This is a genomic window from Streptomyces sp. NBC_00466 (assembly GCF_041433995.1).
Lineage (GTDB): Bacteria > Actinomycetota > Actinomycetes > Streptomycetales > Streptomycetaceae > Streptomyces.
In genome coordinates, this window is record NZ_CP107896.1 from 2495891 (window position 1) to 2515433 (window position 19543).

14 protein-coding genes are annotated in these 19543 nt (G+C 70.2%); 3 read left to right on the forward strand and 11 right to left on the reverse strand.

Translation table 11 applies throughout. The features are described from left to right. Positions 1-8 precede the first annotated feature (8 nt). From OG210_RS10940 to OG210_RS10950, 3 genes are all read left to right on the forward strand, one after another. Positions 9-2006 (forward strand): CocE/NonD family hydrolase, encoded by a 1998-nt coding sequence (locus OG210_RS10940; protein WP_328330093.1) that lies wholly within the window; start codon positions 9-11, stop codon positions 2004-2006. Positions 2007-2143: 137 nt separating this feature from the next. Continuing rightward, entirely contained in the window at positions 2144-3370 is a 1227-nt protein-coding gene (gene fahA / locus OG210_RS10945) for a fumarylacetoacetase (RefSeq protein WP_328330091.1), read from the forward strand. Then, entirely contained in the window at positions 3367-4011 is a 645-nt protein-coding gene (locus tag OG210_RS10950; protein WP_371536021.1) for a GPP34 family phosphoprotein, read from the forward strand. The genes fahA and OG210_RS10950 overlap by 4 nt, the downstream gene beginning before the upstream one ends. A 48-nt stretch (positions 4012-4059) precedes the next feature. Here OG210_RS10950 and recQ read toward each other — a convergent pair whose 3' ends face one another. From recQ to nuoE, 11 genes are all read right to left on the reverse strand, one after another. Then, positions 4060-6183, reverse strand: a complete 2124-nt coding sequence (gene recQ / locus OG210_RS10955) for a DNA helicase RecQ (RefSeq protein ID WP_371536024.1) — start codon at positions 6181-6183, stop codon at positions 4060-4062. 268 nt (positions 6184-6451) lie between these two features. Beyond that, the gene (gene nuoN / locus OG210_RS10960; RefSeq protein WP_328330085.1) at positions 6452-8104 is read right to left on the reverse strand and encodes an NADH-quinone oxidoreductase subunit NuoN; all 1653 of its coding nucleotides are present in this window, start codon (positions 8102-8104) and stop codon (positions 6452-6454) included. Continuing rightward, positions 8101-9672: an NADH-quinone oxidoreductase subunit M gene (locus tag OG210_RS10965; RefSeq protein ID WP_328330083.1), complete on the reverse strand. Its 1572-nt coding sequence runs from the start codon at positions 9670-9672 to the stop codon at positions 8101-8103. Before OG210_RS10965 ends, nuoN begins: the two co-directional genes overlap by 4 nt. 5 nt (positions 9673-9677) lie before the next feature. Then, positions 9678-11573: an NADH-quinone oxidoreductase subunit L gene (gene nuoL, locus OG210_RS10970; RefSeq protein ID WP_328330081.1), complete on the reverse strand. Its 1896-nt coding sequence runs from the start codon at positions 11571-11573 to the stop codon at positions 9678-9680. A gap of 14 nt (positions 11574-11587) precedes the next feature. Beyond that, positions 11588-11887, reverse strand: coding sequence for an NADH-quinone oxidoreductase subunit NuoK (nuoK, locus tag OG210_RS10975; RefSeq protein ID WP_129773108.1), 300 nt, complete (start codon positions 11885-11887; stop codon positions 11588-11590). Continuing rightward, the gene (locus tag OG210_RS10980) at positions 11884-12774 is read right to left on the reverse strand and encodes an NADH-quinone oxidoreductase subunit J (RefSeq protein ID WP_328330079.1); all 891 of its coding nucleotides are present in this window, start codon (positions 12772-12774) and stop codon (positions 11884-11886) included. Before OG210_RS10980 ends, nuoK begins: the two co-directional genes overlap by 4 nt. Further along, entirely contained in the window at positions 12771-13424 is a 654-nt protein-coding gene (gene nuoI, locus OG210_RS10985) for an NADH-quinone oxidoreductase subunit NuoI (RefSeq protein WP_328330077.1), read from the reverse strand. Before nuoI ends, OG210_RS10980 begins: the two co-directional genes overlap by 4 nt. Then, positions 13417-14778, reverse strand: coding sequence for an NADH-quinone oxidoreductase subunit NuoH (gene nuoH, locus OG210_RS10990; protein WP_328335569.1), 1362 nt, complete (start codon positions 14776-14778; stop codon positions 13417-13419). Before nuoH ends, nuoI begins: the two co-directional genes overlap by 8 nt. 35 nt (positions 14779-14813) lie before the next feature. Continuing rightward, positions 14814-17330 carry an NADH-quinone oxidoreductase subunit G gene (locus OG210_RS10995; RefSeq protein WP_328330075.1) on the reverse strand — a complete coding sequence of 839 codons (2517 nt, stop codon included), beginning with the start codon at positions 17328-17330 and terminating at the stop codon, positions 14814-14816. Continuing rightward, the gene (gene nuoF / locus OG210_RS11000) at positions 17327-18712 is read right to left on the reverse strand and encodes an NADH-quinone oxidoreductase subunit NuoF (protein WP_328330073.1); all 1386 of its coding nucleotides are present in this window, start codon (positions 18710-18712) and stop codon (positions 17327-17329) included. The genes OG210_RS10995 and nuoF overlap by 4 nt, the downstream gene beginning before the upstream one ends. Then, a complete protein-coding gene (gene nuoE, locus OG210_RS11005; RefSeq protein WP_328330071.1) occupies positions 18712-19524 on the reverse strand; it encodes an NADH-quinone oxidoreductase subunit NuoE in 813 nt (270 codons plus the stop codon). The genes nuoF and nuoE overlap by 1 nt, the downstream gene beginning before the upstream one ends. Between the last annotated feature and the right edge of the window lie 19 nt (positions 19525-19543).

A 19543-nucleotide genomic window follows, 5' to 3' on the forward strand; every position in this document is an offset into this window, starting at 1 on the left:
CGCCTGCCGTGGCTCGAATCCGCACCGAATTCCCGTACGAGACGCGCCGCGAGGACGTCTGGATCCCGCTCCCGGACGGCACGCAGCTGTACGCCAGGATCTGGCGTCCGGTCGACGCGGCCGAACCGGTCCCCGCCCTGCTCGAATACCTTCCGTACCGTCTGAGCGACTGGACGGCGCCGCGGGACTCGCAGCGGCACCCCTGGTACGCGGGCCACGGATACGCCTCCGTCCGGGTGGATGTGCGCGGCCACGGCAACTCGACCGGGATGCCCGGTGACGAGTACGACGCCCAGGAGCTGGCCGACGGGGCCGAGGTGGTGAACTGGCTGGCCCGGCAGGACTGGTGCACCGGCAAGGTCGGGATGTTCGGCATCTCCTGGGGCGGCTTCAACTCGCTCCAGATCGCGGCCCTCGCCCCCGAGCCGCTCAAGGCCATCGTCACCGTCTGCTCCGCCGACGACCGCTACGACAACGACGTCCACTACATGGGCGGCTCGGTGCTCGCCGTCGACATGCACGCCTGGGCGGCCACGATGCTCGCCTTCGTGTCGCGGCCGCCGGACCCGGCGCAGGTCGGTTCGGTCTGGCGGGACATGTGGCTGAGCCGTCTTGAGGCCGTGGAACCGTTCATCCACACCTGGCTCGCCCACCAGACGCGCGACGACTACTGGAAGCACGGCAGCGTCTGCGAGGACTACCCGGCCATCAAGGCGGCCGTCCTGACCGTCGGCGGCTGGCACGACCCGTACCGGGACACCGCCCTGCGGCTGGTCGGGAATCTGGACCCGTCGCGGGTGCGGGGGCTGATCGGCCCGTGGTCGCACCAGTACCCGGACCGGGGGCTGCCGCCGGGACCGGCGATCGGCTTCCTCCAGGAGACCCTGCGCTGGTGGGACCACCATCTGAAGGGCGAGGACAACGGGGTGATGGACGAGCCGCTGCTGCGCTCGTGGATCAGCGAGTCGCACCCGCCGGCCACCGTCTACCCGGAGCTGCCCGGCCGCTGGGTCGGTGACACGGCCTGGCCCTCGCCGCACGTCACACCGGTGTCGTACGCGCTCCAGGGCGACCCGATGGAGGTCAGGTCGCCGATGCAGACCGGTCTGGACGCCGGGCGGTTCTTCCCGTTCGGCAACGACTCCGATCTGCCGCCCGACCAGCGGGACGAGGACGCGAAGTCCGTCTGCTTCGAATTCCCGGTCCGCCAGGCCGCCATCGAGATCCTGGGCCGCGCGAAGGTGCACCTCTCGGTGCGCTCGGACGTCCCCACAGGACAGGTCGTCGCCCGGCTCTGCGATGTCGCACCTGACGGCTCGTCCACCCTGGTCACCCGGGGCGCGCTCAACTTCTCGGCCCGCCACGGCCGGGACCGGTCGGACCCGTGGGAGCCGGGCACCACCGAGTCGCTCACCTTCGAGCTGAACGGCATCGGCCACACCTTCCCGCCCGGCCACCGCATCCGCCTCTCGGTCTCGTCGGCGTACTGGCCGTGGATCTGGCCGCAGCCCGACTCGGCGCACGGCTGGATCCTGGACCCGGCGGCCTCGACCATGGAACTCCCGGTCCGCGCGCACACCGAGGACGACATCACCTTCGAGGAGCCCGAGCAGTCGGAACCGCTCGGCGTGGTCTACCCGGAGAACCCGGACGAGCGCCCGGAGCGTCTTGTCGTACGCGATGTGGCGAAGGGCGACTGGCGTCTGGAGGTGGATCCCAGGTACGGGGGCACCCGGATCTACCCGGACGGCCTGGAGTTCAGCGAGGACGCGCTGGAGACGTACACGATCAACGAGGCGGACCCGCTGTCGGCGCACACCCGCTCGGACTGGTCGATCCGTCTGCACCGCCCCGAGACGGGCTGGGACGCCCGGGTGCGGACCCGCTCCGAGATCACCTGCGATGCCCAGGACTTCATCACGACGAGCGAAGTGGTGTGCCAGGAGGGCGACGAGGTGGTGTTCCGGCGGAGCTGGGAGAAGCGCATTCCGCGCACGGCGGGGTAGTGCGGGGGGCGTGGCGGGGGCGGGTTCGGGTACCCGCCCCCGGGGCAGGGCACCGCGAACGTTTCACCAGCTGACGCGGCCCGCCCCGCCCCCGTACCGTGGGTCTGTCCACAGACCTGAAAGCGAGGCAGCACCCCATGCCTGAGCAGAGCCCGCTCGACCTCCCCGAAGGCGACCCCTTCGGCCCGCACAACCTGCCGTACGGAGTCTTCTCCACCCCTGAGGATCCCGACCGGCGCCGCGTGGGCGTGCGGATCGGCGGCCATGTACTCGACGCGGGGGCGGCGGCGCTCGCGCTCGGCTCCCCGTACAGCAAGCTGCTCGACCGCCCCACGCTCAACCCGCTGCTCGCTGCGGGCCGTACGGCGTGGCGCGATGTGCGGCGCGCTCTGACCGCCTGGGTGACCGTCCCGGCGCACCGCCCGGTCATAGAGCCGCTGCTGCGCCCGGTGGCGGACGTCACCATGCATCTTCCGTACGAGGTCGCCGACTACGTCGACTTCTACGCCAGCGAGCACCACGCGACGAACGTCGGCAGCATCTTCCGGCCCGACTCGGCGGCACTGACGCCCAACTGGAAGCATCTGCCGATCGGTTACCACGGCCGTTCGGGCACGGTCGTCGTGTCGGGCACCGATGTCGTACGTCCTTCGGGGCAGCGCAAGGCACCGTCGGACCCGGCGCCGGTCTTCGGCCCTTCGGTCAAGCTCGACATCGAGGCGGAGGTCGGCTTCGTCGTCGGCGTCCCGTCCGCGCAGGGCGACTCCGTTCCGCTGTCCGGCTACCGGGACCACGTCTTCGGCCTCCAGTTGCTCAACGACTGGTCGGCGCGCGACATCCAGGCCTGGGAGTACGTACCGCTTGGCCCCTTCCTCGGCAAGTCCTTCGCCACCTCGGTCTCGGCCTGGGTGACACCGCTCGAGGCCCTCGACGCGGCGCGGACCGCCCCGCCCGCGCGCGAACTGCCCCTGCTCCCCTACCTCGACGACGCGTCGGCCGACGAACCGGGCGGCCTGGACCTGCGGATCACGGTTTCCATCAACGGGCAGCCGGTCTCCGAGCCGCCCTTCGCCGGGATGTACTGGACGGCCGCCCAGATGCTGGCGCATACGACCGTCAACGGCGCCTCGCTCCGTACCGGGGACCTCTACGGCTCGGGCACGGTCAGCGGGCCGTCGCCCGAACAGTGCGGCTCGCTGCTCGAGATCACCTGGAACGGGACCCGGCCCCTCGAACTCGACGGCGGCAAGCGGACGTTCCTGGAGGACGGCGACGAGGTGACGCTGACCGCCTGGGCGCCGGGGCCCGACGGGACCCGGGTCGGCCTCGGCGAAGTGACCGGAAGGATCGTGCCCCCACGATGAGCCAGGAAGCGCCGACGCTCCCCGAGGAACTGCTGCTGCTCGCGCTGGACCCGCGCCGGGGCAAGCCGTTCTGCCGCAACCGCTATCTGGAGTTCGGCATGGCCGGTGCGGCCCTGGCCGAACTGGAGTTGCAGGGCCGGATCTCCGAGTCGCGCGGGAAGGTGACGGTGGATCAGCCGCTGCCGCCGCACGACCCGGTGCTCGCGCGGGTGCTGGAGCTGCTACCGCCCCCGGACAAGCGGAAGTTCGCCGGGGGCGTCGGCGCGCGCTACTGGATCCGCCGGACCGGCCGCACGGTGGAGGGGCTGTACCTGGACCACCTGGTGGACGGGGACGTACTGACCCGTGAGACACGGCGCTTCGCGGGGCTGCTGCCCTACTACCGCCACCCGGCGGGCCCGCGGAACTGGTCCGCCCAGGCCCGCGACCGCTTCCTGACCACGGAGGCGGCCGGCTTCCCTGACCCGCGCAGCCGCGCACTTGCGGCGCTCGTCACGGCGGTGGGCCTGTCCCGGTTCGTCTCCCGGGACGGCGGGAGGTCCCGCGCCTCGATGCGTCACCTGACGCACGAGGAGTGGCCCGCCCACGCGGTGCACCGCAACGTCCAGATCGACCGGGCGAACCGGAGCGGCGGGGGGTGAGCGCGGGAGGGGGCGAGCACGGGGGCTGACAGGCAGCCCGCCGCCGCCCTACGCCTCCGGGTCGTCGGGGTAGTCGGAGAAGTCCGGCTCGTCCCAGGCCCCCGGGTCGTCCGGCTCGCCCTGCGCGGGCATCCGGGCGGCCGGGGCCGACGAGGCGGCCCGCCGGGTCTGGGCAGGACGGACGGGCTGGGCAGGACGGACGGGCTGAGCGGGCCGGCCGGGCTGTGCCGCCGGGTCGGCCGGCTGGTCCGGTGCGGAACCACCCGTGGCCGTCAGCTCGCCCAGCACCCCGAGCACGCCCTCCCCGTACGTCGCCAGCTTCTTCTCACCGAGGCCGCCGATGCCACCGAGCTCACCGAGCGTGGCGGGCCGCACCGTGGCGATCTCGCGCAGCGTCGCGTCGTGGAAGATCACATACGCCGGGACGCCCTGCTCCTTGGCCTGCTTGCCGCGCCAGGTCCGCAGCGCCTCGAAGACCGGCACCGCCTCCGCGGGCAGATCGGCCGCCACCGCTGCCGCCCTGGCCTTCTTCTCGCCCTTGGCCGCCCGGGCCGCCACGGCCTTCTCGGGCTCCTTGCGCAGCCGGACCCCGGTATCTCCGGAGAGCACCGAACCGCTGGTGCCGGTCAGCACCAGCGTGCCGTACTCCCCCTCGACCGCCAGCAGCCCCTGCGCCAGCAACTGCCGCACCACACCCCGCCACTGGGCCTCCGGCACGTCCTCGCCGATGCCGAAGACGGAGAGCTGGTCGTGGTCGAACTGGATGACCTTGGCCGTCCTGCGGCCGAGCAGGATGTCGACGATCTGGCCGGCGCCGAACTTCTGCCTGCGCTCGCGCTCCAGCCGTACCACCGTCGACAGCACCTTCTGCGCCGCCACCGTGCCGTCCCAGGTCTCCGGCGGGCTGAGGCAGGTGTCGCAGTTCCCGCAGGCGGGGGTCACCGCCTCCTGGCCGAAGTACTGGAGCAGCTGGGCGCGGCGGCAGTCGGCGGTCTCGCAGAGCGCCAGCATCGCGTCGAGATGGGCCGCGGCCCGGCGCCTGAACACCTCGCCGCCCTCGCCGCTCTGGATCATCTTCCGCTGCTGCACCACGTCCTGGAGCCCGTACGTCATCCACGCCGTGGACGGCAGCCCGTCCCGCCCGGCGCGCCCGGTCTCCTGGTAGTACCCCTCCACCGACTTGGGCAGGTCGAGGTGGGCGACGAACCGGACGTCCGGCTTGTCGATCCCCATCCCGAAGGCGATCGTCGCGACCACCACGAGGCCGTCCTCGCGCAGGAAGCGCGACTGGTGGACGGCGCGGGTGCCCGCGTCGAGCCCCGCGTGGTACGGCACGGCCTCGACGCCGTTCTTGCAGAGGTACTCGGCGGTCCGCTCCACGGAGGCACGGGAGAGGCAGTAGACGATTCCGGCGTCCCCCGCGTGCTCCTCCTTGAGGAAGGCGAGCAGCTGCTTCCTGGGGTCGTTCTTGGGGACGATCCGGTACTGGATGTTGGGCCGGTCGAAGCCCGCGACGAAGTGCCGCGCGTCCGGCATCCCGAGCCGCTCGGTGATCTCCTGGTGCGTGGCGCGGGTGGCGGTGGCCGTCAGGGCGATGCGCGGGACGTCGGGCCAGCGCTCGCCGAGCAGCGAGAGGGCCAGGTAGTCGGGGCGGAAGTCGTGTCCCCAGCTGGCGACGCAGTGCGCTTCGTCGATCGCGAACACGGAGATCTTCGCGCGGCTCAGCAGGGAGAGCGTGGCCTCGACCCGCAGCCGCTCGGGCGCCAGGTAGAGCAGGTCGAGCTCTCCGGCGAGCAGCTCGGCCTCCACGGTGCGGCGCTCGTCGAAATCCTGCGTGGAGTTCATGAAGCCCGCGCGCACACCGAGGGCGCGCAGCGCGTCCACCTGGTCCTGCATCAGTGCGATCAGGGGCGAGATCACCACGCCCGTACCTGGCCTGACCAGGGCGGGGATCTGGTAGCAGAGGGACTTTCCGCCACCGGTCGGCATCAGCACGACGGCGTCCCCGCCGTCCACCACCTGCCCGATGATCTCTTCCTGCTCGCCGCGGAAGGCGTCGTAGCCGAAGACCCGGTGCAGGGTGCTGAGCGCCTCGCTCTCCGCGCCCTGCGCGTGCGCGGTCCGCTCCGCCTGCTCCGTACGCTCAGCCACTGCCTCGCCACTGCCCTTCATCGTTCCGTCCCCCGTCGCGCTGGTCCCTCGCCCGTCCTGCCGCTCACTCCTGCCACGATAGGGTCCCGCACCGACATCCCCGGACACAGCGGCGCATCACGGGGTGCGCCCGCGTCGGTACGCGCCCCCGGTGCACGCCGGGACAGCCCGGGAAACCCCAGGTCAGCGACGTACGAAAGCCGTCGGGCGGGCCGGGGGTACCCGGCCCGCCCGACGGCGGAGTCCGTACGGCAGAGATCGTACGGCGGAGATCATGTGCACAAGCCGGCTACCGGACGAAGACCCCCGCCTGGCTCGCCAGGTCCAGGAAGTACTGCGGGGCGAGCCCCAGCACCAGCGTGACCACGACACCCACGGCGATCGTCGTCATCGTCAGCGGCGACGGGACGGCGACCGTGGGGCCGTCCGCCTTCGGCTCGCTGAAGAACATCAGCACGATGACCCGGATGTAGAAGAACGCGGCGATGGCGGACGAGATCACACCGACCACGACCAGACCGCTCGCCCCGCCGTCGGCCGCCGCCTTGAACACGGCGAACTTCCCGCTGAACCCGCTGGTCAGCGGAATGCCCGCGAAGGCCAGCAGGAAGACGGCGAAGACCGCGGCCACCAGCGGTGAACGCCGCCCGAGCCCGGCCCACTTGGAGAGGTGGGTGGCCTCGCCGCCCGCGTCCCGTACCAGCGTGACCACGGCGAAGGCGCCGATCGTCACGAACGAGTACGTCACCAGGTAGAAGAGGACCGAGCTGATGCCCTCAGGTGTGGTGGCGATGACACCGGCCAGGATGAACCCGGCGTGCGCGATGGACGAGTAGGCCAGCATCCGCTTGATGTCGGTCTGCGTGATCGCGACGACCGCGCCGCCCAGCATGGTGATGATCGCGACGGCCCACATCACGGGCCGCCAGTCCCAGCGCATCCCCGGCAGCACCACGTACAGCAGCCGCAGCAGCGCGCCGAACGCGGCGACCTTGGTGGCCGCCGCCATGAAGCCGGTGACCGGGGTCGGCGCGCCCTGGTAGACGTCCGGGGTCCACATGTGGAACGGCACGGCGCCCACCTTGAAGAGCAGCCCGAGCAGGATCATCGCGCCGCCGATGAGCAGCAGTGCGTCGTTGCCCATGGTGTCGGCGAGCGCCGGGTCGACGTTCTGCACGGTGCCGTTGACCACGTCGGCGATCCGGGCGTACGAGACGGAGCCCGCGTACCCGTAGAGCAGGGCGATCCCGAAGAGCAGGAAGGCCGAGGAGAACGCCCCGAGCAGGAAGTACTTCACGGCCGCTTCCTGCGACATCAGCCGCTTGCGGCGGGCGACGGCGCAGAGCAGGTAGAGCGGCAGGGAGAAGACCTCCAGCGCGATGAAGAGCGTCAGCAGATCGTTGGCCGCGGGGAAGACGAGCATGCCGCCGATGGCGAACAGCGCGAGCGGGAAGACCTCGGTGGTGGTGAACCCGGCCTTGACCGCTGCTTGTTCGGCGTCGCTGCCCGGTACGGCGGCGGCCTGCGCGGCGAAGGAGTCCGTACGGTTGCCGTGCACCTCCGGGTCGAGCCTGCGCTCGGCGAACGTGAAGACCGCCACCAGCGAGGCCAGCAGGATGGTGCCCTGCAGGAAGAGCGCGGGCCCGTCGACCGCGACCGCGCCCATCGCCGCGATGTGCGCCTTGGTCGAGCCGTAACCGCCCGCCGCCAGCGCGACGACCGCCGCGAAGGAGGCGACGACCGCCACGACGCTGAGGAACACCTGGGCGTAGTAGCGGCTCCTGCGCGGCACGAAGGCCTCGACGAGGACTCCCAGCATCGCCGCACCGAGAATGATCAGTACGGGTGAGAGCTGCGCGTACTCGATGTGCGGGGTCGGGATCTTGCCGATGGGGCCTGCCGCCCCCATTGTCCACAGGCTGTGGACAGCTGTTGCGCTCACTTCGCGGCCTCCACTGTGGGCTGGGGGTCCTTCTTCTGGACGTCGGACAGGGTGTGCTTCACGGCCGGGTTGACGATGTCCGTCAGCGGCTTCGGATAGACGCCGAGGAAGACCAGCAGCGCGATCAGCGGCAGTACGACGACCAGTTCGCGGACCTTGAGGTCCGCCATGCCCTGCACCGTCGCCCTGACCGGTCCTGTCATCGTGCGCTGGTAGAGGACCAGGACGTAGAGCGCGGCCAGCACGATGCCGATCGTCGCGATGATCCCGGCGGCCGGGTACGCGCTGAACGTGCCGACCAGGACCAGGAATTCACTGACGAACGGCGAGAGGCCGGGCAGCGACAGGGTGGCGAGACCGCCGATCAGGAAGGTCCCGGCCAGCAGCGGGGCCACCTTCTGCACACCGCCGTAGTCGGCGATGAGCCGCGAGCCGCGCCGCGAGATCAGGAAGCCGGCCACCAGCATCAGGGCGGCAGTCGAGATCCCGTGGTTGACCATGTAGAGCGTCGCACCCGACTGTCCCTGGGTGGTCATCGCGAAGATGCCCAGGATGATGAAGCCGAAGTGCGAGACCGAGGCGTAGGCGATCAGCCGCTTGATGTCGCGCTGGCCGACCGCGACCAGCGCGCCATAGACGATGCTGATCAGCGCGAGCACCAGGATCACCGGGGTGGCCCACTTGCTCGCCTCCGGGAAGAGCTGGAGGCAGAAGCGCAGCATCGCGAACGTGCCGACCTTGTCGACCACGGCCGTGATCAGCACGGCGACCGGGGCGGTCGCCTCGCCCATGGCATTGGGCAGCCAGGTGTGCAGCGGCCAGAGCGGCGCCTTCACCGCGAAGGCGAAGAAGAAGCCGAGGAAGAGCCAGCGTTCGGTGCTGGTCGCCATGTGCAGCGAGCCGTTGGCCCGCGCGGCGACGATCTCCTGGAGGGAGAAGTTCCCCGCGACCACATAGAGGCCGATGACCGCGGCCAGCATGAGCAGGCCGCCGACCAGGTTGTAGAGGAGGAACTTGACTGCCGCGTACGAGCGTTGGGTCGCCGCCGCCTCGTCGCCCTGCGCGTGCGCCCGGTCCCCGAAGCCGCCGATGAGGAAGTACATCGGGATGAGCATGGCTTCGAAGAGGATGTAGAAGAGGAACACGTCGGTGGCCTCGAAGGAGAGGATCACCATCGCCTCGACGGCCAGGATCAGGGCGAAGAAGCCCTGCGTCGGCCGCCAGCGCGAGCTGTGGGTCTCCAGGGGGTCCGCGTCGTGCCAGCCCGCCAGCATGACGAACGGGATGAGCAGGGCGGTCAGGGCGATCATCGCGATCCCGATGCCGTCCACCCCCAGCTCGTACCGCACGCCGAAGTCCGTGATCCAGGCGTGTGATTCGGTGAGCTGGTAGCGGGCGCCGCCGGGGTCGAACCGGACGAGCTGGACGGCGCCCAGGGCGAGCGTGCCGAGCGAGAAGAGCAGCGCGAGCCACTTCGCCGCGGTGCGCCGCGCGGCCGGGACCGCGGCGGTGGCGATCGCTCCGACCGCCGGGAGCGCGGCGGTCGCCGTCAGGAGAGGAAAGGACATGGTGATCAGACCGCCCTCATCAGCAGGGTCGCGGCGACGAGGATCACTGCGCCGCCGAACATCGAGGCCGCGTAGGAGCGGGCGTAGCCGTTCTGCAGTTTGCGCAGCCGGCCCGAGAGCCCGCCGACCGAGGCGGCCGTGCCGTTGACGACACCGTCCACCAGGGAGTGGTCGAGGTAGACCAGCGACCGGGTGAGGTGCTCACCGCCGCGGACCAGGACCACGTGGTTGAAGTCGTCCTGGAGCAGGTCGCGCCGGGCGGCGCGGGTGAGCAGCGAACCCTTGGGGGCCACGGCGGGCACGGGCTTGCGTCCGTAGACGAGCCAGGCGATGGCGACGCCGATCACCAGGACCACCATCGTCGCGGCGGTGACGACACCGGCACTGACCGGCGAATTGCCTTCGGAGTGGCCGGTGATGGGCTCCAGCCAGTGCAGGAAGCGGTTGCCGATGCCGAAGAACGCACCGGCGAAGACCGAGCCGAAGGCCAGGATGATCATGGGGATGGTCATCGACCTGGGCGACTCGTGCGGGTGCGGCTCGTGGCCGTCCGCGTCCGGCACCCAGCGCTTCTCGCCGAAGAACGTCATCAGCATGACCCGGGTCATGTAGAACGCGGTGATGCCGGCGCCCAGCAGGGCCGCGCCGCCGAGGATCCAGCCCTCGGTGCCGCCCTTCGCGAAGGCCGCCTCGATGATCTTGTCCTTGGAGAAGAAGCCGGAGAGGCCGGGGAAGCCGATGATCGCCAGGTAGCCGAGGCCGAAGGTCACGAACGTCACCGGCATGTACTTCCGCAGGCCGCCGTACTTCCGCATGTCCACCTCGTCGTTCATGCCGTGCATGACCGATCCGGCGCCGAGGAAGAGTCCGGCCTTGAAGAAGCCGTGCGTGACGAGGTGCATGATCGCGAAGGCGTACCCGATCGGGCCGAGGCCCGCCGCCATGATCATGTAGCCGATCTGCGACATGGTCGAGCCCGCGAGGGCCTTCTTGATGTCGTCCTTCGCGCAACCGACGATCGCCCCGAAGAGCAGCGTCACCGCGCCGACCACCACGACGGCCAGCTGCGCGGTGGGGGCGGCGTTGAAGATCGCGCCGGAGCGGGTGATGAGGTAGACGCCCGCGGTCACCATCGTCGCCGCGTGGATCAGGGCCGAGACCGGGGTCGGGCCCTCCATCGCGTCACCGAGCCAGGACTGCAGCGGCACCTGCGCCGACTTGCCGCACGCGGCGAGCAGGAGCATCAGGCCGATGGCGGTGAGCTTGCCCTGCGACGCGGCCCCCACGGAGTGCAGGACCGGCCCGAAGGCGAAGGTCCCGAAGGTGGTGAACATCAGCATGATCGCGATCGACAGGCCCATGTCGCCGACACGGTTGACGATGAAGGCCTTCTTGGCCGCGGTCGCCGCGGACGGCTTGTGCTGCCAGAAGCCGATCAGCAGGTACGAGGCGAGGCCGACGCCCTCCCAGCCGACGTACAGCAGCAGGTAGTTGTCGGCGAGGACCAGCAGCAGCATCGCCGCGAGGAAGAGGTTCAGATAGCCGAAGAAGCGGCGGCGCCGCTCGTCGTGCTCCATGTAGCCGATCGAGTAGATGTGGATCAGCGTGCCCACACCGGAGATCAGCAGGACGAACGTCATCGACAGCTGGTCGAGCTGGAAGGCGGCGTCGGCCTTGAAGCCGGCCACCGGGATCCAGCTGAACAGGTACTGGTGCAGGGTGCGGTGGTCCGCGCTCTTCCCCAGCATGTTCACGAAGAGGACGGCCGCCAGCACGAAGGAGGCGGCGGCGAACAACGTGCCCAGCAGGTGGCCGGCACGGTCGAACCGCCGCCCACCGCAGAGCAGTACCGCCGCTCCGAGCAAAGGCGCTGCGATCAGCAGCGCAATCAGGTTCTCCACTGTTCAGCGTCCCCTTACAGCTTCATCAGGCTGGCGTCGTCGACCGAGGCCGAGTGGCGGGAACGGAAGAGCGACACGATGATCGCGAGCCCGACCACGACCTCCGCCGCGGCAACGACCATCGTGAAGAAGGCGATGATCTGGCCGTCCAGGTTTCCGTGCATACGGGAGAAGGCGACGAACGCGAGGTTGCAGGCGTTGAGCATCAGCTCCACGCACATGAAGACCACGATGGCGTTCCGCCTGATCAGCACCCCGGCCGCGCCGATGGTGAACAACAGCGAGGCGAGATACAGATAGTTGACCGGATTCACTTCGCCTCCTCCTCTTCCCGGTCGTGCCGGCCGTTCCGGCCTGCGCCGTTCCGGTCGCTCTCGGACCGGTCGCGGTCACCGGCGATCCCGGCGTCGTGGCCGTGTCCCGACATACGCCCGAGCCGCTCCTCGGAGCGCTGCTCCAGCGCCCTGAGGTCCGCCATGGCCTCGCTCGACACATCGCGGATCTGGCCCCGCCGGCGGAGCGTCTGCATGACGGTGAGCTCCGACGGGGTCCCGTCCGGGAGCAGTCCCGCGACATCCACGGCGTTGTGCCGGGCGTAGACACCCGGGGCGGGCAGCGGCGGCAGCTGCTTGCTGCGTACGCGGTCCTCGGACATCTGCCGCTGGGTCCTGGCCTCTTCGGTGCGCTCCCGGTGGGTGAGCACCATCGCGCCGACGGCCGCGGTGATGAGCAGCGCGCCGGTGATCTCGAAGGCGAAGACGTACTTGGTGAAGATGAGGGCGGCGAGACCCTGCACGTTGCCGTTGGCGTTCGCCTTGCCCAGGCCCGTGAAGGTCTTGAGTGAGGCGTTGGCGATACCGGCGATCAGCAGGATGCCGAAGCCGAGCCCGCAGAGCACGGCCAGCCAGCGCTGCCCCTTGATGGTCTCCTTGAGCGAGTCGGCCGCGGTGACACCGACCAGCATGACCACGAAGAGGAAGAGCATCATGATCGCGCCGGTGTAGACGATGATCTGGACGACGCCCAGGAAGTACGCGCCGTTGGCGAGGTAGAACACCGCCAGGATGATCATGGTCCCGGCGAGGCTCAGCGCGCTGTGCACGGCACGCCGCATCATGACGGTGCAGAGCGCGCCGATCACGGCGACCGTGCCCAGCACCCAGAACTGGAAGGCCTCACCGGTGGAGGTCAGGGAGTTCACGGCTGCGCCCCCTCGTTCGGTGCTCCGGCCGCGGCCGTCGGCCCGGCCGTCTCGCCCTTGGAGACCGCGGTCTGGCGGACCGTGCCGGGGGCGGCCTCGGTCACCAGGCCCCGGTAGTAGTCCTGTTCATCGGTGCCCGGGAAGATCGAGTGCGGGGAGTCGACCATGCCCTCGTCCAGACCGGCGAGCAGCTGCTCCTTGGTGTAGATCAGGTTGGCGCGGCTGCTGTCGGCGAGCTCGAAGTCGTTGGTCATCGTCAGCGCCCTGGTGGGGCAGGCCTCGATGCAGAGTCCGCACAGGATGCAGCGGGCGTAGTTGATCTGGTAGACGCGGCCGTACCGCTCGCCCGGGGAGTAGCGCTCCTCCTCGGTGTTGTCCGCGCCCTCCACATAGATCGCGTCCGCCGGGCAGGCCCAGGCGCACAGCTCGCACCCGATGCACTTCTCCAGTCCGTCCGGATGCCGGTTGAGCTGATGCCGCCCGTGGAAGCGCGGCGCCGTCGTCTTCTCCTGCTCCGGGTACTGCTCGGTCAGCCGCTTCCTGAACATGGCCTTGAAGGTCACGCCGAAGCCGGCCACCGGGTTCTGCCACGGAGTCTTGGGGTCCTGGGGCGTCCCGTCCCCGGAAGCCTCATTAGAGCGGTCAGGCATCGCCGGCCTCCTTTCCGTCACTCACAGTGTCCACGCCACCACTGACAATCAGCTCCCGCTCTCCCCCAGAGCTGGACGCCTGGGGGGACCCCCCTCGCGAGCGCCGCCGGGGTACCGGCGGAAGGGTCTGTCCCGGCAGCGGTGGTACGGGGAAGCCGCCCGCCATCGGGTCGAAGGCCGGCCCCGGGCCCGCGGCTTCCTCGGCGGCCCGCTCCTGCTTCTCCTGCTTGTCGCGGAAGATGTCGTAGACGAAGGAGAGCAGCAGGACCGCCACGACGGCCCCGGCTCCGTAGAGCACGATCCGGGAGTAGTCGTAGTTGTCGTTGCGCAGCGCCCGCACGGTCGCCACCAGCATCAGCCAGACCACGGATACCGGGATGAGGACCTTCCAGCCGAGCTTCATCAACTGGTCGTAGCGCACGCGCGGAAGCGTGCCGCGCAGCCAGATGAAGAAGAAGAGGAGGAGCTGGACCTTGATGACGAACCAGAGCATCGGCCACCAGCCGTGGTTCGCGCCCTCCCAGAAGGTGGAGATCGGCCACGGGGCCCGCCAGCCGCCCAGGAAGAGCGTCGCGGAGACCGCCGAGACGGTGACCATGTTGACGTACTCAGCCAGCATGAACATCGCGAATTTGATGGACGAGTACTCGGTGTTGAAGCCGCCGACCAGGTCGCCCTCGGACTCCGGCATGTCGAACGGGGCGCGGTTGGTCTCACCGATCATCGTGACGATGTAGATGATGAAGGAGACCGGCAGCAGCACGATGAACCAGCGGTCCTTCTGCGCGTCCACGATCGCCGAGGTCGACATCGACCCCGAGTAGAGGAAGACGGAGGCGAAGGCGGCGCCCATCGCGATCTCGTAGCTGATCATCTGCGCGCAGGAGCGGAGTCCGCCGAGCAGCGGGTACGTCGATCCGGACGACCAGCCGGCCAGGACGATGCCGTAGATACCGACCGAGGCGACCGCGAGGATGTAGAGCATCGCGATCGGCAGGTCGGTGAGCTGCATCGTCGTACGGTGGCCGAAGATCGACACCTCGTTGCCCGAGGGGCCGAAGGGGATCACCGCGATCGCCATGAAGGCGGGTACCGCGGCGACGATCGGCGCGAGGACGTAGACCAGCTTGTCCGCCCGCTTGACGACCAGGTCTTCCTTCAGCATCAGCTTGATGCCGTCGGCGAGCGACTGGAGCATTCCCCAGGGGCCGTGCCGGTTGGGGCCGATGCGCAGCTGCATCCAGGCGACGACCTTGCGCTCCCACACGATGGAGAAGAGCACGGTGATCATCAGGAAGGCGAAGCAGAAGACGGCCTTGATGACAACCAGCCACCAGGGGTCCCGTCCGAACATCGACAGGTCCTCGGTCGCTGCGAGGTAGTAGTTCGTCACGCCTCCACCTCCGTCGTGGCCGCGGGTGCGGCGGGTGCGTCCGGTGCGGCGGAGATCCGCACCGGTTCGCCGGGGCAGGCGCCGGTGTCGCGCAGGACGCCGCCGCCCGTCGAGTTCATCGGGAGCCAGACCACCCGGTCGGGCATCTCGGTGACCTGGAGCGGCAGTTGTACGTCGCCCGCGGGGCCGGTGACGGCGAGGAGGTCGCCGTCCTTGACGCCCGTCTCGTCGGCGGTCGTGGCCGACAGCCGGGCGACCGCCGCGTGCCGGGTGCCGGCCAGCGCGTCGTCGCCCTGCTGGAGCAGCCCCAGGTCGAGCAGCAGCCGGTGGCCCGCGAGTACGGCCTCGCCGTCGGACGGGCGGGGCAGTGGAACGGCCGTGCCGGCCGGGTCTCCCGCGTACTGCCCGGTCCAGGCGCCGAGCCGGTCCATCTCGTTGCGTACGGACGCGATGTCCGGCAGCGCGAAGTGGACGTCCAGCGCGTCGGCGAGCATGTGCAGCACCCGCGAGTCGGCGGGGGCCAGGGTGCGCGTCATCTGCTCGGGCTTGAGCGACGCCTCGAAGAGCCGTGCCCTGCCTTCCCAGTTGAGGAAGGTGCCCGCCTTCTCCGCGGCGGCGGCCACCGGGAGGACCACGTCGGCCCGGTCGGTGACCGAGCCGGGCCGCAGTTCGAGCGAGACCAGGAAGCCGACCTTGTCGAGGGCCTCCTCGGCCCGCGCCGGGTCGGGGAGGTCGGCGGTCTCGACACCCGCGACGAGCAGCGCGCCCAGTTCGCCGGTGGCGGCCGCTTCGAGGATCTGTCCGGTGTCCCGGCCGAAGCGGTGCGGGAGTTCGCGTACGCCCCAGACCGCGGCCACCTCCTCACGGGCCCGCGGATCGGTGGCGGGGCGGCCGCCGGGCAGCAGCGAGGGGATCGCGCCAGCCTCGACGGCGCCGCGCTCCCCGGCCCTGCGGGGCACCCAGACCAGGGCGGCGCCGGTGGCGGCCGCGGTGCGTACGGCGGCGGTGAGCGCGCCGGGTACGGCGGCGAGCCGTTCGCCGACGACGATCACCGCGCCGTCCGCCCGGAGGGCTTCGGCGGCCTGCTGCCCTTCGGTGTCCAGGCCGACCCCGCCCGCGATGGCGTCCAGCCACTCGGTCTCGGTGCCGGGTGCGGCGGGCAGCAGCGTGCCGCCCGCCTTCTCCAGGCCGCGTGTGGCGTGGGTGGCGAGGGAGAACGTGCGCTGTCCGTGAATGCGGTGCGCCTTGCGCAGCCGCAGGAAGATGCCGGGGGCCTCCTCCTCGGACTCCAGTCCCGCCAGCAGAACTGCCGGGGCCTGCTCCAGCGAGGTGTTGGTGACTCCCGTGCCGTCGAGGTCCCTTCCGCGGCCCGCGACCCGGCCGGCCAGGAAGTCGGCCTCCTCGGCCGAGTGCACCCGGGCGCGGAAGTCGACGTCGTTGGTGTCGAGGGCGATACGCGCGAACTTGGCGTAGGCGTACGCGTCCTCGAAGGTGAGCCGGCCGCCGGTCAGCACACCGGCCCGGCCGCGCGCCGCCGCGAGGCCGTTCGCGGCCCGCTCCAGCGCCTCCGGCCAGCTGGCCGGTTCCAGGACGCCGTCCTCGTTCCGTACGAGCGGGGTGGTGAGCCGGTCCGGGCGCTGGGCGTAGCGGAACCCGAAGCGGCCCTTGTCGCAGAGCCACTCCTCGTTGACCTCGGGGTCGTTGTCGGCGAGCCGCCGCATGACCTTGCCGCGCCGGTGGTCGGTACGGGTCGCGCAACCGCCCGCGCAGTGTTCGCACACCGAGGGCGACGACACCAGGTCGAAGGGGCGGGAGCGGAACCGGTAGGCAGCCGAGGTCAGCGCGCCGACCGGGCAGATCTGGATGGTGTTGCCGGAGAAGTACGACTCGAACGGGTCGCCCTCGCCGATGCCGATCTGCTGGAGCGCGCCGCGTTCGACCATCTCGATCATCGGGTCGCCGGCGATCTGGTTGGAGAAGCGGGTGCAGCGGGCGCAGAGCACGCACCGCTCGCGATCGAGCAGCACCTGGGTCGAGATCGGTACGGGCTTCTCGAAGGTCCGCTTCTTGCCGTCGAACCGGGAGTCGGGGTTGCCGTGCGACACCGCCTGGTTCTGGAGGGGGCACTCGCCGCCCTTGTCGCAGACCGGGCAGTCCAGCGGGTGGTTGATGAGGAGCAGCTCCATCACACCGTGCTGGGCCTTCTCGGCGACCGGCGAGGTGAGGTGCGACTTGACGACCATGCCGTCGGTGCAGGTGATGGTGCAGGAGGCCATCGGCTTGCGCTGGCCCTCTACTTCGACGATGCACTGGCGGCAGGCGCCCGCGGGGTCGAGGAGCGGGTGGTCGCAGAAGCGCGGGATCTCGATGCCGAGCTGTTCGGCGGCGCGGATCACCAGGGTCCCCTTCGGGACGGAGATCGCGATGCCGTCGATGGTCAGCGACACCAGGTCCTCGGGCGGCACTGCTGCCTCACCGTCCCCGGAGGGAGCGCTGTGAGTCGTCACTGTCATGCGTTCACCTCCGAGATGTGGCGGGGCTCGTCGGCCCAGACGGTCGACAGGTCCGGGTCGAGCGGGCAGCCCTTGCCGGTGATGTGCTGCTCGTACTCCTCGCGGAAGTACTTGAGCGAGGAGAAGATCGGCGACGCGGCGCCGTCGCCGAGCGCGCAGAACGACTTGCCGTTGACGTTGTCGGCGATGTCGTTGATCTTGTCGAGGTCGGACATCTCGCCCTTTCCGGCTTCGATGTCGCGGAGCAACTGGACGAGCCAGTACGTCCCTTCGCGGCAGGGCGTGCACTTGCCGCAGGACTCGTGCGCGTAGAACTCGGTCCAGCGGGTGACGGCCCGCACCACGCAGGTCGTCTCGTCGAAGCACTGGAGCGCCTTGGTGCCGAGCATCGATCCGGCGGCGCCCACGGCCTCGTAGTCCAGCGGGACGTCGAGGTGCTCGTCGGTGAACATCGGGGTCGAAGAACCGCCCGGTGTCCAGAACTTGAGCCGGTGGCCGCGCCGCATGCCGCCGCTCATGTCGAGCAGCTGGCGCAGGGTGATGCCGAGCGGGGCCTCGTACTGGCCGGGGCTGGTGACGTGCCCGCTGAGCGAATACAGCGTGAACCCGGCGGACTTCTCGGTGCCCATCGACTTGAACCAGTCCTTGCCCCGGTTCAGGATCGCGGGAACCGATGCGATGGACTCCACGTTGTTCACCACAGTGGGACATGCGTAGAGACCGGCGACAGCGGGGAAGGGAGGCCGGAGCCTGGGCTGGCCGCGGCGGCCTTCCAGGGAGTCGAGGAGTGCGGTCTCCTCACCACAGATGTACGCGCCCGCCCCCGCGTGCACGGTGATGTCGAGGTCGATTCCGCTGCCCAGGATGTCCTTGCCGAGATAGCCCGCCTCGTACGCCTCGCGGACGGCTTCGTGCATCCGCCGCAGTACGGGGACGACTTCACCGCGCAGATAGATGAAGGCATGCGAGGACCTGATCGCGTAGCAGGCGATCACGATGCCCTCGATGAGGGAGTGCGGGTTGGCGAAGAGGAGAGGGATGTCCTTGCAGGTTCCCGGCTCCGATTCGTCGGCGTTGACGACGAGGTAGTGCGGCTTGCCGTCGCCCTGCGGGATGAACTGCCACTTCATCCCGGTGGGGAAGCCGGCACCGCCGCGTCCGCGCAGGCCCGAGTCCTTGACGTAGGCGATGAGGTCGTCGGGCGCCATGGCGAGGGCCTTCTTCAGCCCCTCGTACCCGTCGTGCCGTTTGTACGTCTCCAGGGTCCAGCACTCCGGCTGGTCCCAGAAGGCGGAGAGTACGGGGGTGAGCAGCTTCTCGGGGCTGGTCTCGCCGTCGCCCTCGCCGTTCCCGCTGCCGTTGAGCTCGGTTGCCACGCTCATCACTCCCCCTCCTCTGCCACGGGGCCTGCCGGGTGCTCCGGGTCTGACGCCGAGGTCTGCTGCGGTGCGTCATGCGAGCTGAGGTGCTCGGAGCCCGGCTGGGGAGGAGCCGTCGGAGATCCGCCGCGCGGGGACACCACGCGCGGCTGCAGCGCCTCGCCCTTCGCGAGCCGCAGGCCCACCAGCGTCGCGTGTCCCGCGCCGCCGGTCGACTCGACCGCTCCGTCCCGCTCGTCGGGGAAGCCGGCCAGGATCCGGGACGTCTCCTGGAAGGTGCAGAGCGGTGCGCCCCGGGTCGGGGTGACCTGCTGTCCGTCCCGGAGGTCGTCGACGAGCTGCTTCGCGGACTCGACGGTCTGGTTGTCGAAGAACTCCCAGTTGACCATCAGGACCGGTGCGAAGTCGCAGGCCGCGTTGCACTCGATGTGCTCCAGCGTGACCTTGCCGTCCCCGGTGGTCTCACCGTCGCCGACGTCGAGGTGCTCCCGCAGCGCGGAGTAGATGGCGTCGCCGCCCATCACCGCGCAGAGGGTGTTGGTGCAGACGCCCACCTGGTAGTCGCCGCTCGGCTTGCGCCGGTACATCGAGTAGAAGGTGGAGACCGCGGTGACCTCGGCGGTGGTCAGGTCCAGCGACTCCGCGCAGAACCGGACGCCGGTCCGGGTGACGTACCCCTCCTCCGCCTGCACCAGGTGCAGCAGCGGGAGCAGCGCGGACCTGCTGTCCGGGTAGCGGGCGATGATCTCCTTGGCGTCCGCGTCGAGCCTGGCGCGTACGTCGGCCGGGTAATCGGGGGCGGGGAGCTGGGGCATGCCCAGACTCGTCGGGGCG